The organism is Martinezella lusitana, from assembly GCF_016901135.1.
In the GTDB taxonomy this organism is placed as follows: domain Bacteria; phylum Pseudomonadota; class Alphaproteobacteria; order Rhizobiales; family Rhizobiaceae; genus Rhizobium; species Rhizobium lusitanum_D.
The window spans coordinates 470,163-484,665 of sequence record NZ_JAFEVL010000045.1 but is presented as its reverse complement, the minus strand read 5'-3'; the positions used below and the strand labels follow the sequence as shown (position 1 = coordinate 484,665).

16 protein-coding genes are annotated in these 14,503 nt (G+C 61.2%); 3 read left to right on the top strand and 13 right to left on the bottom strand.

Going from position 1 to position 14,503, the window contains the following annotated elements:
- Window positions 1–13 precede the first annotated feature (13 nt).
- Entirely contained in the window at window positions 14–739 is a 726-nt protein-coding gene (locus JTP94_RS18100; RefSeq protein ID WP_204851854.1) for a ribonuclease activity regulator RraA, read from the top strand.
- A gap of 41 nt (window positions 740–780) precedes the next feature.
- On the opposite strand, the gene JTP94_RS18095 is transcribed toward JTP94_RS18100, so the two are convergent.
- The 9 genes from JTP94_RS18095 to recX all read right to left on the bottom strand — a co-directional run bounded on the left by JTP94_RS18095 (window position 781) and on the right by recX (window position 9,394).
- The gene (locus JTP94_RS18095; RefSeq protein WP_204851853.1) at window positions 781–1,593 is read right to left on the bottom strand and encodes a glycerophosphodiester phosphodiesterase family protein; all 813 of its coding nucleotides are present in this window, start codon (window positions 1,591–1,593) and stop codon (window positions 781–783) included.
- Between the two features lie 40 nt (window positions 1,594–1,633).
- Window positions 1,634–2,521, bottom strand: a complete 888-nt coding sequence (locus tag JTP94_RS18090; RefSeq protein ID WP_204851852.1) for an ABC transporter permease — start codon at window positions 2,519–2,521, stop codon at window positions 1,634–1,636.
- A 25-nt stretch (window positions 2,522–2,546) separates the two neighbouring features.
- Complete coding sequence (locus JTP94_RS18085) at window positions 2,547–3,473, bottom strand: ABC transporter permease (RefSeq protein WP_204851851.1); 927 nt, start codon at window positions 3,471–3,473, stop codon at window positions 2,547–2,549.
- An 11-nt stretch (window positions 3,474–3,484) separates the two neighbouring features.
- On the bottom strand, window positions 3,485–4,354 hold the full coding sequence (locus JTP94_RS18080) for an ABC transporter ATP-binding protein (protein WP_204851850.1): 870 nt from the start codon (window positions 4,352–4,354) through the stop codon (window positions 3,485–3,487).
- Entirely contained in the window at window positions 4,344–5,312 is a 969-nt protein-coding gene (locus JTP94_RS18075) for an ABC transporter ATP-binding protein (protein ID WP_204851849.1), read from the bottom strand. Before JTP94_RS18075 ends, JTP94_RS18080 begins: the two co-directional genes overlap by 11 nt.
- 11 nt (window positions 5,313–5,323) lie before the next feature.
- A complete protein-coding gene (locus JTP94_RS18070; RefSeq protein WP_204851848.1) occupies window positions 5,324–6,931 on the bottom strand; it encodes an ABC transporter substrate-binding protein in 1,608 nt (535 codons plus the stop codon).
- Between the two features lie 83 nt (window positions 6,932–7,014).
- Window positions 7,015–8,064, bottom strand: coding sequence for a LacI family DNA-binding transcriptional regulator (locus tag JTP94_RS18065; protein WP_204851847.1), 1,050 nt, complete (start codon window positions 8,062–8,064; stop codon window positions 7,015–7,017).
- Between the two features lie 111 nt (window positions 8,065–8,175).
- The gene (locus tag JTP94_RS18060) at window positions 8,176–8,751 is read right to left on the bottom strand and encodes a DUF922 domain-containing Zn-dependent protease (protein WP_246755080.1); all 576 of its coding nucleotides are present in this window, start codon (window positions 8,749–8,751) and stop codon (window positions 8,176–8,178) included.
- A 103-nt stretch (window positions 8,752–8,854) separates the two neighbouring features.
- Window positions 8,855–9,394, bottom strand: coding sequence for a recombination regulator RecX (gene recX, locus JTP94_RS18055; RefSeq protein WP_204851845.1), 540 nt, complete (start codon window positions 9,392–9,394; stop codon window positions 8,855–8,857).
- Between the two features lie 256 nt (window positions 9,395–9,650).
- Between recX and JTP94_RS18050 the strand changes: the two genes are divergently transcribed.
- Window positions 9,651–10,682 (top strand): aldo/keto reductase, encoded by a 1,032-nt coding sequence (locus JTP94_RS18050; protein ID WP_204851844.1) that lies wholly within the window; start codon window positions 9,651–9,653, stop codon window positions 10,680–10,682.
- 84 nt (window positions 10,683–10,766) lie between these two features.
- Here JTP94_RS18050 and JTP94_RS18045 read toward each other — a convergent pair whose 3' ends face one another.
- Window positions 10,767–11,801, bottom strand: coding sequence for an aldo/keto reductase (locus JTP94_RS18045; protein ID WP_204851843.1), 1,035 nt, complete (start codon window positions 11,799–11,801; stop codon window positions 10,767–10,769).
- Window positions 11,802–11,894: 93 nt separating this feature from the next.
- On the opposite strand from JTP94_RS18045, the gene JTP94_RS18040 reads away from it, so the two are divergent.
- Entirely contained in the window at window positions 11,895–12,797 is a 903-nt protein-coding gene (locus JTP94_RS18040; RefSeq protein ID WP_204851842.1) for a LysR family transcriptional regulator, read from the top strand.
- Between the two features lie 61 nt (window positions 12,798–12,858).
- Here the strand turns inward: JTP94_RS18040 and JTP94_RS18035 are convergent, their stop codons facing one another.
- From JTP94_RS18035 to JTP94_RS18025, 3 genes are all read right to left on the bottom strand, one after another.
- Window positions 12,859–13,518, bottom strand: a complete 660-nt coding sequence (locus JTP94_RS18035; protein ID WP_204851841.1) for a peroxiredoxin — start codon at window positions 13,516–13,518, stop codon at window positions 12,859–12,861.
- 114 nt (window positions 13,519–13,632) lie between these two features.
- Window positions 13,633–14,217: an alpha/beta hydrolase gene (locus JTP94_RS18030; RefSeq protein WP_204851840.1), complete on the bottom strand. Its 585-nt coding sequence runs from the start codon at window positions 14,215–14,217 to the stop codon at window positions 13,633–13,635.
- A gap of 65 nt (window positions 14,218–14,282) precedes the next feature.
- Window positions 14,283–14,459, bottom strand: coding sequence for a hypothetical protein (locus tag JTP94_RS18025; RefSeq protein ID WP_246755034.1), 177 nt, complete (start codon window positions 14,457–14,459; stop codon window positions 14,283–14,285).
- Window positions 14,460–14,503: the final 44 nt, after the last annotated feature.

Sequence of the window (14,503 nt, the reverse complement as noted above, 5' to 3'; positions counted from 1 at the left end):
AAGGATATATCGCATGAGCAATTATGTGCTGAGCAACGAGACGCGCAACAAGCTGATGGGGGTCGCAACGCCGACGATCGCCACAGCGCTTTTCAAGCGCGGCTTGCGCAACCAGTTCATCCAGGATGTGCGCCCCCTTTCGCCGAAGAAGGCGAACATGGTCGGCCAGGCTTTCACGCTGCGCTATATCCCGGCGCGCGAAGACCTCAACACGCTCGAAGTCTTCCGTAATCCGGAACATCCGCAGCGCGCTGCAGTCGAACAATGCCCGCCCGGCGCCGTTCTGGTCATGGATAGCCGCAAGGATGCGCGCGCCGCCTCGGCAGGGTCCATCCTGATCTCGCGCCTGCAGGTGCGCGGCGTGGCCGGCGTCGTCACCGATGGCGGCTTCCGCGACAGCCCGGAAATCGCCGATCTCGATATTCCCGCCTACCATCACCGGCCGTCCGCGCCGACAAACCTGACGCTGCATCAGGCCATCGAAATCAACGGTCCGATCGGCTGCGGCGATGTTGCCGTCTTCCCCGGCGATGTGCTCGTCGGTGATAACGAGGGCGTCATCGTCATTCCCGCACATCTGGCAGACGAGATTGCCGACGAGACTGTGGAGATGACGGCTTACGAGGACTTCGTGACCGAGGAGGTCATGAACGGCGCCACCATCATCGGTCTCTATCCGGCGACCAGCGATGCTCCGAAACTCAGATTCGCCGAATGGCGAAAGAAAAAGGGCCGCTGACGGCGGCCCTCACGGCAAAAGCGGGGCCAGGGGAGCGCCCGTCATTCCTCGATTCCGGCTGCACTTCTCGCCAGCATGCACAGGAAATCCACATCGTCGCCGATCAGGGCGTCGATAATGCCATCCTTGATGCAGCGCCGGATCATCGGAAGCAGGTCTCTGCCGCCCTGCCAGAAGACGGCGAGCTTTTCCGGTAGCGGCAGGCTCAATCGCACAGCGATCCCGGCTTCCTGCAGGGCCTCGGCGTCGGCGCGATGAAAGCGATTGAGCTCCAGCGACACGCCATCTATCTCGCCTGATCGCATGGAGGCGACGATATCGACCGGACGATGATGAAGGATCGCTTCCGTCTGCAGGCGGGGCTCGATTTCCTTCACCCGCCGAAGGTCGAGGTGATCGAAGGAGGAGATGGCGACGTGCTCGAAGGCATCCATGTCGCGCAGCGTCCCGATCATGATGTCGGCAAGCCTGTCGGGCCGTTCATGCTCCTTCATCTCGATGGCGAGGCGCGTATCCGTCCGCTTCGCCCAGGAGATTACCTCGGCGAAGGCTGGCGCGCGCGTGCCGGCAAAACGCGGATCGAATTTCGCACCCGCATCGAGCGTCAGAATATGGTCGAGATCATGATCGGCGACAAAGCCGCGGCCGCTCGTGGTGCGGTCCAGCGTCTTGTCATGCATCACGACGATCTTGTCGTCGCGCGTCAGCATCAGATCGATCTCGGATTCGTTGGCGCCGGCATCCACCCCCTGCTGAAAGGCAAGGATGGTATTTTCCGGGAAATGTCGGCTGAAGCCGCGATGGGCTGCAATGCGCAGCAGGCCGTGACGAGCGGCATGAAGAGGCAAAGGCAATGGAAGTCTCCTTGGATTATCGAATGTTTTCAGCAGAGGCTTAATGCAGCGTCGGGTCGAAGGCGTCGCGCAGATAGTCGCCGATCAGGCTGATCGACAGCGACAGCAGGAAGATCACGATGCCCGGCAGCGTCGAAATCCACCATTCGGTCATGATGTAATCACGCCCTGCCCCGACCATGCTGCCGAGGCTGACGAGCGGCGGCTGGATACCGAGGCCGAGGAAGCTCAGCGCCGATTCCTGCATCAGGATTTCGGGCAGGATCACTGTGAGATTGACGAGAACGACCGAAAGGATGTTCGGCAGGACATGCAGGAAGGCGATGCGTGGTGTGCCAGCGCCATTGCGCTTGAGGGCGGCGACATAGCCCCGTTCCAGCTCCAGGCCGGCCATGGTGCGAACCAGCCGGGCGTAACGCTCCCAGCCGTAGAGGCCGAGCAGCGCCATGAAAAGCCAGAGGTTGTCGCCGAAGAAGGCGAGAACGGCGAGCGCGATGATCAGAAACGGCATCGATGCCTGGAAATCCACCGCCACCCGGATCAGCGTGTCGGCAAAGCCGCGGCGGAAGGCGGCGAGCAGTCCGAGCGTCGTTCCGAGCGCCAGGCTGATCGTCGAAGCGCCGAGCGCGATCAGCAGGCTGGTCCGCACGCCATAGAAGACCCGGCTCAGAATATCGCGACCAAGCTCGTCCGTGCCGAGAACGTGCTTGAATGTGCCGCCGAACAGGATCGGCGGCGCCTTGCGGGCATGAAGGTCGATCTGCGCAAAGCCGTAGGGCGCAAGCAGATTGGCAAAGATCGCAACCAGAATGAACGTGACAAGCACGATCGCGCAAAGCGCAGTCGTGAGATCGAGACGCGGGCTGCGCGAGGCTTTCTCTGACTTGATCTTGGGGAGCGCATCGGCGCCCGTCGCGGCGTTCGTCATGATGATGACCTTTCGAACTGGCCGATCAGGCCGATGCCCGATGCCGCAGGCGCGGATCGGCGAGAATGTAGAGACAATCGATGAGGAGATTGGCGCTCACCATCGTCGCCGTGATGAGGATGACGATGGTCTGCACGATGTTGAGGTCGCGCTGCGCCACCGATGAAACGAGAAAGCGGCCGACGCCGGGCCAGGCATAGACGGTCTCGACAACAGCCGCGCCGCCGATCATGCCACCGACAAGGAAGCCGAGCATGGTCAGGAGCGGCAATGCCGCATTCGGCATGACATGCTGCCAGAGCACGGCGCGCTCGCCGATCCGCTTGGCGCGGGCGGCCAGGATATAACGCTGGCCCAGCACCTCCAGCACGCTCGAACGAACGAAACGGGCGATGATGCCGGCATTGTAAAGACCGATGACCAGAACAGGCATGACCAGATGCGCTGCCGTCGATCCGCCGCCGCTCGGCAGCAGCCGCAAGGATACGGCGAACAACTGAATGAGCAGGATTGCGATCAGAAAATTCGGCAGGGAATGCATCAGCACCGCCAGCATCATCACAAAACGGTCGATCAGACCGCCGCGATTGCGCGCGGCCAGAATGCCGAGAGGCACGCCGGCGCCGAATGCCACCACCAGGGCCGCGCCCATCAGTTCCAGCGTCGCCGGCACCTTTGAAAGGACGAGCGTCAAGGCATCCTGCCCGTTCAGCAGCGACGTGCCGAAATCCCCGCGCACCAGATGGCCGAGATAGGAAAAATATTGGATGTAGAGCGGCTGATCGAGACCCCACTGCTGCCGCATCAACGCCACCACCTCCGGCGGCGTCTCGACGGGCAGCAGCGAATGTAGGGGATCGCCGCTGATACGCAGGATGATGAAGGTGAAGGTGATCGCCAGAAAGAGCGTGACGAGAGCCCTGAAGAGCGCGCGCAGGATGGACTGAAGCATTGCCTGTTCCTTCAGAGCGTTTCGAGAACGGCCGTTGCCTGCCGCATCTTGTGGCGTCGTCCGCGCGGAACGGCAGACAGAAGCTTTGCCGTGTAGGGGTGGGCGGGATTTGTGAAGACCTCCTCGGTCGAGCCGGTCTCGACGATCTGTCCCGCCTCCATGATCGCGACGCGATGCGAGACATGGCGGACCACCCGCACGTCGTGGCTGATGAAGAGCAGCGACAGGCCGCGGGCGCGCTGCAGATCGAGCAGAAGATTGAGAACCTGCGCCTGCACCGAGACATCGAGCGCCGAGACCGGCTCGTCGCAGAGCAGGATCTTCGGCTCGACGATCAAGGCGCGGGCGATGGCCACGCGCTGGCGCTGCCCGCCCGAAAGCTGGTGCGGGAACTTCTGCAGGGCGGAGACCGGTAGGCTCACGGCCTTGAAGGTCTCGGCGGCGCGGTCGAGCCGGCTCGACGGATGGCCGATGCCGTGGATCGCCAGTGTCTCCAGCATCTGGTGGCCGACGCTGCGCCGCGGATCAAGCGCGCCCAGCGTATCCTGTGAAATCACCTGCAAATGCCTGGCCAGCCCGCGCCGGTTCGGCTTCATCAAGGTGTCGAAGGGTTGGCCGAACAATTCGATGGCGCCTGATGTCGGCATCCGGTCGCCGCAGAGAAGCGAGGCGAGCGTGGATTTGCCGCAACCGGATTCCCCGACCAGACCCAGCGTCTCGCCAGACTTCAATTCCAGGCTCACATCCTTGATCGCATGAAATCCTTGAGCGCGCCCCGGCCACAGGGAGAAGCCCGGCGAATAGGAAAATTGCAGATTGCGGGCGACAAGCGCGAGACCAGCCTCCTGCTCGCTCGATGGTGTCTGTTTCTCAGGCGTCATGAGAGCTCCATGGATTGAAGCAGGCGAGCGAAGCCGTGCCGGCGATCAGAGGCGGAACCGCCGTCGCGCAATGGGTTTCGACCCGCGGGCAACGCGGCGCGAAGGCGCAGGCCAGCGGCGCGGTATCGTGCAGCTTCAACTCTCCCGGGATATCGGCGAGCTTTTCGAGCGGCTTGCCGCGCCCCGGCATCGCCTCCAGCAGCAGCCGCGTATAGGGATGGCGCGGATTGTCGTAGAGATCGTCCGTCCGGTTGATCTCGACCAGCGAGCCCGCATACATCACGGCGATGCGGTCGCAGACTTCGGAAACCAGATCGAGATCGTGGCTGATGAAGATCATCGGGATGCCGCGCTCGCGCACCGCCTTGACCAGCAATGCCACGACCTGCGCCTGAACCGTCACGTCGAGCGCCGTGGTCGGCTCGTCGGCAATGATCAGCCGCGGCTGCATGGCAAGCGCCATCGCGATCATCACGCGCTGGCACATGCCACCGGAAAATTGTGCGGGATAGGCGTTGTAGCGGGTTTCCGGCTGCGGAATGGCCACCTCGGCCAGTAGCCTGAGCGCCTCGGCCTTGGCTTCGCTTGCCGACATGCCGGCGCTAACAGCCGCTTCGGCAATCTGGGAGCCGATCGTGCGCACAGGATCGAGACAGGAGACGGGCTCCTGAAAAATCAGGCCGATGGGCGGCAGTTTTGCCCGCGCCATCGAGCCAAGCTCGCCGGCATCGTACATGGAATCCTGGAAGGAAATATATCCTGTCGCGCGCGCCGTCGGCCCCAGCAGGCCGGCAAGCGCAAGGCACGTCACGCTCTTGCCCGAGCCGCTCTCCCCGACGATGCCGAGGATTTCGCCCTCGGCAAGGTCAAAGGAGACGTTGTTGACCGGATGGGATCGGCCCGGCTTGGTCTGAAACGCAACGCTCAGATTGTCGACCGAAAGGATGGGGGTGGCCATCGGCGGACAGCTCAGCTCTTCTGCTCTTCGAAGGCAAGGCTGCCCGCGCCGAGATCCATCTGGAAGGCCGGTAGCGGCTGCCACTTGATGCCCTTGCGGATGCCGAAGAAGACGGCGTTCTGATGCAGGACTGTCTCGCCCGGATCTTCCCATTCGATCAGATGCAGCATGTCGCGGAAGATCTTGGCACGTTCGGCCGGATCGACGGCCTGCTCCATTTTCGCGCCCAGGGCGTCGAAGTCCGCATTCTGCCAGATCTTGAACGAGTTGAGCGAACCGGCCGAGCTGAACTGGGTGAAGAAGGAGATGTAGGGGTCCGGGATCTGCCCGGTGCTCGACCAATTACCGGTCGCACGGGTCGACGAGTTTTCGAACAGCTTGCCGCCTTCGACGAACTTCATCTTGGCGTTGACGCCGACGGCCTGCCACATGGCGACGACGGCCTGCGTGACGGGATTTTCCGCCGTGTAGTAATTGTTCTGCGAGCGAATCTCGATCTCTTCGCCGTTATAGCCGGCATCTTTCAGGAGCTTCATCGCCTGATCCGGATCGTACTTATAGGCGGGGTAATCCTTGAGATAGACGGGACCGTAGAGTTCGAACTGCAGGCCGTTCGGAACCCTGGTGCGACCATTCCAGATCGTGTCGACGATGGCCTGGCGATCGATGGCGAGAATGAGCGCCTGGCGTACGCGCGGGTCCTTCAGCGCCGGATTGTTCTTGTCGAAATACAGAATGCGATGGTTGGGAACGGGGCCGCCGACGATCTCATGGCCGGTGCTGGCGGTGACGACCGCAAGCTGATCCGGCGGCAGATCCGTGGCAATATCGTAGTCGCCAGCGAGCAGACCGGCGATGCGCGAGGAGACTTCCGGCACGATGCGCAAGGTCACGCGCTTGGCCGCCGGCTTGCCGCGATAGGCCTGATCATGCGACGCGAGGATCACATTTTCATTGGTCGCATAGCTCTCGACCTTGTAGGGGCCGGCACCGACCGGCTTCTGACGCCATGTGGTCCAATTGCCGCCGTTCTTCTGCCAGGCGTCCTTGCTGATAACGACGGCGGCATAGGATGCCAGGCGCTGCAGGAAGATCGGATCCTGGAATTTCGTGATGAAGCGAACCGTCAGCGGATCCACCACCTCGACATGATCGAGGCTGGTGAAATTGGTGCGATAGGTGGGATAGCCCGGCGCATCCTTGTTCAGAAGCCGCTCGGGGCCGAAGGAAAAGGCAACATCCTCGGACGTCATCTCGCGGCCGTCGTGGAAGATCACGCCCGGACGCAGCTTCATCTCAAGGATGGTCGGCGAGACCCAGGTCCAGGATACCCCGAGATTGGGCTTCACCGAGAAATCGCCGCGCATGTCGAGCGCAAGAACCGTCTCGTGAATGGAATAGTTGTTGCGGAAGGCGACGTTGCTGGCCGCATCGACAGGCTCCTGCGACACCGGATTCTGCTGAACCGCGATGCGAAGCTCGGGTCTTTTGTCATCGCCGTCATCAGCGGAAGCAGACAGCGCCGGCACGAAGACGGAGAGTCCTGCCGCCGCTCCCATGAGAAGCGTCGTGCGGCGGGTAATGGCCATATTGAGGCCGGTGAGCAAGGTATCGGACATCGGCACACTCTCCTTTTAAGGGCTTGCACAAACGTTTGCGCAAATAAAAAACGACCACTTGCGCTCAAAACTGCCGTTTCAAATTACGCAAGGGAGAATGGCTGCAAACTAGGGGAGCTCGATGACGCACGTATGACAAGTTCGGGCGGCACGAAGCGTATCGGACGCTTTGCGACACGCACTTCCGCCGGAAGATTCGACAGCTCAACCAGAAGGTCAAGCGAGGCTTCGCACAGCGAATCCGTCGGTTGTGCCACCGTCGTCAGGGGCGGCGCCCAATAGGCGGTGTCGGGCACATTGTCATAGCCTACCACGGATATATCGGCTGGAATCCGCAGCCCGATATCGCGCAGGAATGCGACGACCTCGATAGCAAGGCCATCGCTTCCGCAGATGAGGGCCGTCGGATGCGTTGTGGGCGAAGCCAGGATCCCCTTGAACGCCTCACGATCGCTATCACTCCTCTCGAAGGAGATGACGTCGCCGATGATGGAACCCGCGCTGCCGGCAACCATATCTAGAAAGATCGACAGACGGTCGCGGAGCGCGCTGCGGCTCACGCGGTAGACGAAGGAGATGCGGCTGTGCCCAAGTCCCGTCAGATGGTCGAACAGCAGGGTCATGCCATGACGATCGTCCGTCACGACTGCAGGCAGCGGACCGGTCAACCCCGCGCCGAGCGTCACATGCGCCTTGCCCATGCGATCCAGATGATCGCAAAGGGCCCGCTGACCAGGGAGATCGCTGACCATGATCACGCCGTCGAAGAAGTCCTCCTGGAACAGCCGCAATTGGCCGGCGACCTCGCCAGCCTCGGCCTTCGCCTGCGCAACCAGCAGTTCCACCCCTCGCCGCTGAGCCGCCGCCTGAAGGCGGCTTGTCAGATGCGGTTGATAGTGACCCGAAAGACTATTGACGATGGCGCCGAACACACCGGTTCGGTGCGTTCTGAGCGATGTCGCCAGCCGGTTGACGACATAGCCGACACTGTTCGCCGTCGCCCTGACGCGTTCCTGTGTCTCCAGGCTGATGCGGCTATCGGCATGACCGTTGAGGACGCGGGAAACCGTCGTAGCGGAAACGCCGGCTAGCCGAGCAACCTCAAGAATGCCGATTCTCCTGGGTGTTTTCATATCGCCTTGCACAACCTCTTCCGCCCCGAGGCGACAATGGCGAAAGGTTGGTGTCGGGGCAAGCGGTGGAGACGACAATGGCCTTGCGAGCTTCGATATCTCTGTCGCCGCCTATTCTTCCCTTACCAGTTTCAGAACAAGCTGCTGGAGATTGCCGCCGTCGCTGAATTCGACCTTGTCGAAGTCGACGTTGCGCTGCCGCTCTTTCTTGGAGATCTCGCCAAGCCGCTTCGTCAATTCCACGCGAATCCTGCTGCATTTCGGGTCGTCGGGCACGGAGAAGCCGACGCTCATGGTCTCGATTTCCTTGACCATGTCCTTGATGAACCCACCATGCACCCGCTCATGCGCCTCGACACCCGCAATGAACTTCTGCCAGCTTTTGCGGGTCGAAGCTGGCAATTGCGCCGTGGGTTTCGGCAATGTGTAGGTGATGATCACTTTGGGAATGTTGACGGTGATGGTGCAGGCACCATCCGGCTGCGGCTCGTATTTCCGGGTCCATGTCAGCTTGAAATCGGTATGGGCAATCGCCCTTGCCTTAGGACCGAGCAATGGGCCGCGCTCGCCGATCGAATCATAAAGCTTGGCCCCGGATGTTCCCGCGATCGCGTAAGTCTTGATGATCTCAACCGGCTGCCAATCCGCATGTGCGGCAACGGGACAAAAGGCGACACACACCGCCATTGCGAATAATCGAATATCTGATTTCACGAACTTCCCCATGCGCGCCGCTCTCAAGCGCGGCAAGCTAGCCGGTGACCCCGGCTATTTCAATGAGTGTCAGGCCTCAGAATGCAGAGGTCGACTGCAGCACTTCTTCGGCGTCATGACGCTCCATATCGAAAACCTTTTTACCGACCGCAAAGCTAAAGCCGTTGCGGGCAAAGGCGGACAATTCCTTTGACTTGCGCTTCTCATCGAGATCACCGCGCCGAAAGGGGCCGAAGCCGCGCTTTCTGGCAAAGATGACGGCGGCATGGAGATCATCGACCTCTTCCACTGCCGCGACGACCGTTTCACTATGTATCCCCTTCGACGCGAGCTTGAAGGCGATGGCCTTCTTCGACTTGCCGGAGCGAACTGCCGAGCGCGTGCTGATCTCGGCGTACGCGACATCATCGAGCACTTTCAGCTCATAGGCGAATTTGACCGCAAAATCGGCAAGCGCTTTGATCTGCTCAGCGCCGATATCCTCGAACTTCTGTTTTGCTTTTTTGGCGATTGCATCGAACAGCTGCTTCTCGGTCATCATCCGGCGCTCGAGCCGATAGATGGTGGAGTTGCGCGCCCAGGAGAGCATGCGGCTTGTCGGCGGCGTTTCATCCATGAAGGAAGGCATTCGGCGAAAGAAGAATCATCACGGAGAATTTTACGCAAGCCAAGCCGTCCAGGCAATGAATGCGCTTGGATATCATAGGATGATTGGTTAAGCTTGGGCTGCGGCCACGGCAATAACATGCCGAGCGTCGAACCCATCGACGGTGGAGGCCGTCTCAACCACGACATCGCTATGGATATCGGAGCCTGGCTCTGCCGTTCGCTTTTGCGAATCGGGTGCAGTCGCTCCGTCAGAGGAGACAGGAATGGATTATCGCAAGCTTGGCCCAAGCGGGGCCGTTGTGTCAGCCTATTGCCTTGGCACCATGACTTTCGGCGCGGAAGCGGACGAAGCCGCATCGCACAAACTGCTGGACGACTACTTCGCCTGGGGCGGCAACTTGATCGACACCGCCGACGTCTATAGCGCCGGCAAGTCGGAAGAGATCATCGGGCGCTGGCTCAAGGCGCGTCCGACCGAAGCGCGTCAGGCCGTCGTCGCCACCAAGGGCCGCTTCCCGATGGGCAACGGCCCGAACGACATCGGCCTCTCGCGCCGGCATCTCGGTCAGGCTCTGGATGACTCGCTGCGCCGCCTCGGCATCGACCACATCGATCTCTATCAGATGCACGCCTGGGATGCCTTGACCCCGATCGAGGAGACGTTGCGCTTTCTCGACGATGCGGTGCGCGCCGGCAAGATCGGCTACTACGGCTTCTCCAACTATGTCGGCTGGCACATCGCCAAGGCCGTCGAGATCGCCAAGGCGCACGGATACACGCGGCCGGTCACGCTGCAGCCACAATATAATCTGCTCATCCGCGATATCGAGCTTGAGATCGTCGACGCCTGTCTGGATGCCGGTATGGGCATGCTGCCCTGGTCACCGCTCGGCGGCGGCTGGCTGACCGGTAAATACAAGCGCGACGAGGCGCCGACCGGTGCTACCCGGCTTGGCGAGAACCCCAATCGCGGCAGCGAATCCTATGCACCGCGAAACGCGCAGGAACGGACCTGGGCAATCATCGCTGCCGTGGAAGAGATCGCCAAGGCACGCGGCGTCAGCATGGCGCAAGTCGCACTCGCTTGGACGGCAGCGCGGCCAGCGGTGACCTCCGTCATCCTTGGTGCCCGCACGCGGGAGCAGCTTGCCGACAATCTCGGCGCAGCCGAGCTGAAGCTGTCGGAGGCGGAGATGGATAGGCTGAACGAGATCAGCGCACCGCAACCCGCCGCCTATCCCTATGGCGAGAGCGGCAGGAACCAGCGCCACCGCAAGATCGAAGGCGGCCGGTAAATGTAGTTTGGCGGCGAAGAGAGATTGTTCTTCGCCGCCAGTTTTTTCCTCATCCCGGTCTCGCGCAAGCGCAAGAGTTGCCGGTCAGACCAGCGGCGGATTGAGCCTGGCGAAGCCTTCCTGCCGCCGATACGGAAAATAAGGATAGGGCGCTGTCACGGCGCTCACCCGGTCCAGCTTTTCGATCTGCTCCCTGGAAAGCGCCCAGCCGACCGCACCGAGATTCTGCCTCAGCTGCTCTTCGTTGCGTGCACCGATGATGACACTCGACACGGTCGGGCGGCTCAGAAGCCAGTTGATTGATATCTGCGGCACGCTCTTGCCGGTTTCGGCGGCGATCTCATCCAGAACATCGACGATATCGAACAGCTTTTCATCATCGACCGGCGGCCCGAAGGATGCCGTTTCGTGCAGACGGCTTTTCTCCGGCAATGGCTGACCACGGCGGATCTTGCCCGTCAGCCTGCCCCATGCAAGCGGGCTCCAGACCAGCGCGCCGACATTCTGGTCGGCGCCGAGCGGCATCAGCTCCCATTCATAGTCACGGCCTGCAAGCGAGTAATAGACCTGATGGGCGACGTGGCGCACGTAGGAATGCCTGTCGGACACGGCAAGCGATTTCATCAGTTCCCAACCGGCGAAATTGGAAGCGCCGATATAGCGGATCTTGCCCGCCTTCACGAGACCGTCAAGGGTGGACAGCGTCTCCTCGATCGGCGTCGAGGCATCGAAAGCGTGCAACTGCAGCAGGTCGATATAGTCGGTGCCCAGACGGCGCAAGGCGCCGTCGACCGATTTGATCAACCGGGAACGCGAGGTGCCCCAATCGCCCGGTCCATCCCCCATCGGCAGCGCGGTCTTGGTCGAAATCAGCACGGCGTCGCGCCGGCCCCGGATCGCCTGACCCAGCACCTCTTCCGAGGCGCCGGCCGAATAGACATCGGCGGTGTCGAAGAGATTGACGCCCGCCTCGAGGCAGATATCGACCAGACGCCGCGCTTCGGTCGCGTCCGTCGAGCCCCAGGCACTGAACAGCGGTCCGCTGCCGGCAAACGTCCCAGCTCCGAAGCTGAGCACCGGTACTCTCAAACCGGAAGCACCAAGATTTCTGTAATCCATCGTCTGTCTCCTTTGGTTCTCCTAATAGATAGACGCTTCGGCCATGATGATATAGATTGCCGAAAAGAAACTGATTTGTGATTTCAATTCATCATGAGCCGTCAGGACATCAATCGTTCCGGTGAAATGGAGGTCTTCGTCCGCGCCGTCGAGCTCGGCGGCTTCACCGCCGCGGCCACCGCCTGCCGGATGACTCCTTCAGCCGTGAGCAAACTCGTCGCGAGGCTGGAGAAGCGCCTCGGCGCGCGTCTCATCAATCGCTCGACAAGGCGCCTGCAGCTGACGCCCGAGGGCTGCGGCTTCTATGAACGCAGCGTGGCGATCCTCGCCGATATTGGCGAGGCCGAACGCCATGCTTCGGCAGGCGAGCAGGTTGCAGGGCATATCCGCATCAACACCAGCGGCTCCTTCGGCAATCATGTGCTCGCTCCACTCGTTCCCGCCTTCATGGCGCTATATCCTGATGTCTCGCTCGAGGTCTTCCACACCGATCGGGTCGTGGATCTGATGGAAGAGCGGGCGGATGTCGCAATCCGCACCGGCCCGCTGAAGAGTTCCAGCCTCACCGCCAGCAAGCTGGGCATGACGCGCAGGATGATCGTTGCATCGCCGGATTATCTACGGCGGCATGGTGTGCCGCGCTCACCCGCAGAGCTTGAAAGGCACTGCCGCATCGGCTTTTCCTATTCGCGGGCGATCGAAGACTGGCCTCTTCGGCTCGGCAACCAGATGATGACACTTCCGGCGGCGCGCAGCCTGCAGGTTGGCGACGGCGAAGCCATGCGTCACCTTGTGCTTGCGGGTGCCGGCATTGCGCGCCTCGCCGCCTTCACTGTTAAGACCGACCTTGATGCCGGCCGGCTGCTACCGGTGTTGGAAGAGCTCAACCCGGGCGATGTCGAGGAATTCTACGCCGTCTATATCGGCCAGGGTGGCCCCCTGCCGGCGCGCGTGCGGGCGCTCCTGGAGTTCCTGCGCGAGAATGTCAGGCTATGAAAATGCGATGCGGCCCCTAAGGCCGCATCGCATCGATTGGTAATCGTGCCAACACGCGGATTTAGGCAGTCGGCTGCCGGGTCTTGCGCAGATAGGGCAGTACCGTATCGAACGAGCCGAACCGGCTGATGGCATCCTCGTTGGAAACGGCGGCGGTGATGATGACATCTTCGCCCTGCTGCCAGTTTGCCGGCGTCGCGACCTGGTGCTTGGCCGTCAGCTGGATCGAGTCGATGGCGCGGAGAATTTCGCCGAAATTGCGACCCGTGGTCATCGGATAGGTGAGGATCAATTTGATCTTCTTGTCCGGGCCGATGACGAAGACGGAGCGAACGGTGGCGTTGTCGGCGGGCGTCCGCCCCTCGGAGCTTTCGCCAGCGCCGGCCGGCAACATGTCATAGAGTTTGGCGACCTGGAGGTCCTTGTCGCCGATCAACGGATATTCGACCTCGAAGCCGGTCGCCGTCTTGATGTCGCTCTTCCATTTGCTGTGGCTTTCGACCGGATCGACGGAAATGCCGATGACTTTGACGCCGCGCTTGGCGAATTCGCTCTCCAAACCTGCCATCGCTCCGAGTTCGGTCGTGCAGACGGGCGTGAAGTTCTTCGGGTGGGAGAACAGAACGGCCCAGCCGCTGCCGATCCAGTCGTGGAAGTGAATTTCCCCTTGCGTCGTCTCTGCGGTGAAATCGGGAGCAATATCGTTGATACGCAAGCTCATTACCTTACCTCCAAAATGTGATCCTCGTCGCATACCTTGGATTGCGAGCAGAGGACATGGTCAAAAAGTCGGCCGCACAATGGCGTCGAATGCCTCCCATGGGAAGCCCCTCTTTCAAGGGAGCGCTGTGATTGCAAGCGGGAGCCCTTGTGGCCTGCGATGCCTGGTGCGCGCCTTCAGCATTTCCAGAAAGCCGTAGCCGCTCGGCCATCGTCCAAATCCGCTGGCGATATTGATGTGCCCGGCAAGGCCGATGTTGCGGATATCGGAATTCCAGAGCCGGCCGAACATGGTCAGGCGGTCGAGCCTCATATAGATGTCGTTGAGGCTGCCGATCGTGATGCTAGGGAAAGGCAGCGCCTCCGTTGGCATCGTGCCGAAGGAAAGATGACCGGCATGAAGTGTCTCGGTTGCGGGAATATCGCAAGGTGCGACGAGAAGCGCACCTTTGACCCTTCGCGCAGCCGGACGGCTGGCCAATCTCGCAGTCAGCAGGCAACCCAGGCTATGGGCGACGATGTAAGCATCGCCGGCATCTTCCAGCGCCGCCTCCAGGCTTTCCATCCAATTGCCGAGATTGGGAAAGTCCCAGTCGTCCTGCTCCACTAGCCGAACGTCAGCATGGTCCTGCAGCCAATAGCGTTGCCAATGCCCCTCGCCCGATCCGAACAATCCCGGCACGATCAGCACTCTGCTCATGATACCCTCGCAGCCGATTTCAGCGAGAACCGCAACCCGCGACACGAAACCAAGAGCGTGTCCCTTCAATACCAGGGCGCCGGCGAGGAGCACCAATAATAGAGCTCATAGTCGCGGGCGGAAGGCTCCCGGTCGTAGCTTGCGATCGGCGCCCCTTGTGCGGGCACGAGCCCATCCTTCTTTCTATCCAACGGAAAGAAACCGAAAATCGTCTTCAGGCGACTGATGATATTAGATCTCATGCAACCCTCCATCTCGTTGAATTCCAAGTCTGGTGCTCGCAGAC

Bases quoted from the DNA above. Each gene is read 5' to 3' on its own strand.
- JTP94_RS18045 (WP_204851843.1), bottom strand. From the start codon at position 11,801: ATGGATTACAGAAATCTTGGTGCTTCCGGTTTGAGAGTACCGGTGCTC.
- JTP94_RS18100 (WP_204851854.1), top strand. From the start codon at position 14: ATGAGCAATTATGTGCTGAGCAACGAGACGCGCAACAAGCTGATGGGG.
- JTP94_RS18060 (WP_246755080.1), bottom strand. From the start codon at position 8,751: ATGGCGGTGTGTGTCGCCTTTTGTCCCGTTGCCGCACATGCGGATTGG.
- JTP94_RS18090 (WP_204851852.1), bottom strand. From the start codon at position 2,521: ATGACGAACGCCGCGACGGGCGCCGATGCGCTCCCCAAGATCAAGTCA.
- JTP94_RS18040 (WP_204851842.1), top strand. From the start codon at position 11,895: ATGAGCCGTCAGGACATCAATCGTTCCGGTGAAATGGAGGTCTTCGTC.
- JTP94_RS18035 (WP_204851841.1), bottom strand. From the start codon at position 13,518: ATGAGCTTGCGTATCAACGATATTGCTCCCGATTTCACCGCAGAGACG.
- JTP94_RS18075 (WP_204851849.1), bottom strand. From the start codon at position 5,312: ATGGCCACCCCCATCCTTTCGGTCGACAATCTGAGCGTTGCGTTTCAG.
- JTP94_RS18080 (WP_204851850.1), bottom strand. From the start codon at position 4,354: ATGACGCCTGAGAAACAGACACCATCGAGCGAGCAGGAGGCTGGTCTC.
- JTP94_RS18065 (WP_204851847.1), bottom strand. From the start codon at position 8,064: ATGAAAACACCCAGGAGAATCGGCATTCTTGAGGTTGCTCGGCTAGCC.
- JTP94_RS18025 (WP_246755034.1), bottom strand. From the start codon at position 14,459: ATGAGATCTAATATCATCAGTCGCCTGAAGACGATTTTCGGTTTCTTT.
- JTP94_RS18085 (WP_204851851.1), bottom strand. From the start codon at position 3,473: ATGCTTCAGTCCATCCTGCGCGCGCTCTTCAGGGCTCTCGTCACGCTC.
- recX (WP_204851845.1), bottom strand. From the start codon at position 9,394: ATGGATGAAACGCCGCCGACAAGCCGCATGCTCTCCTGGGCGCGCAAC.
- JTP94_RS18030 (WP_204851840.1), bottom strand. From the start codon at position 14,217: ATGAGCAGAGTGCTGATCGTGCCGGGATTGTTCGGATCGGGCGAGGGG.
- JTP94_RS18070 (WP_204851848.1), bottom strand. From the start codon at position 6,931: ATGTCCGATACCTTGCTCACCGGCCTCAATATGGCCATTACCCGCCGC.
- JTP94_RS18050 (WP_204851844.1), top strand. From the start codon at position 9,651: ATGGATTATCGCAAGCTTGGCCCAAGCGGGGCCGTTGTGTCAGCCTAT.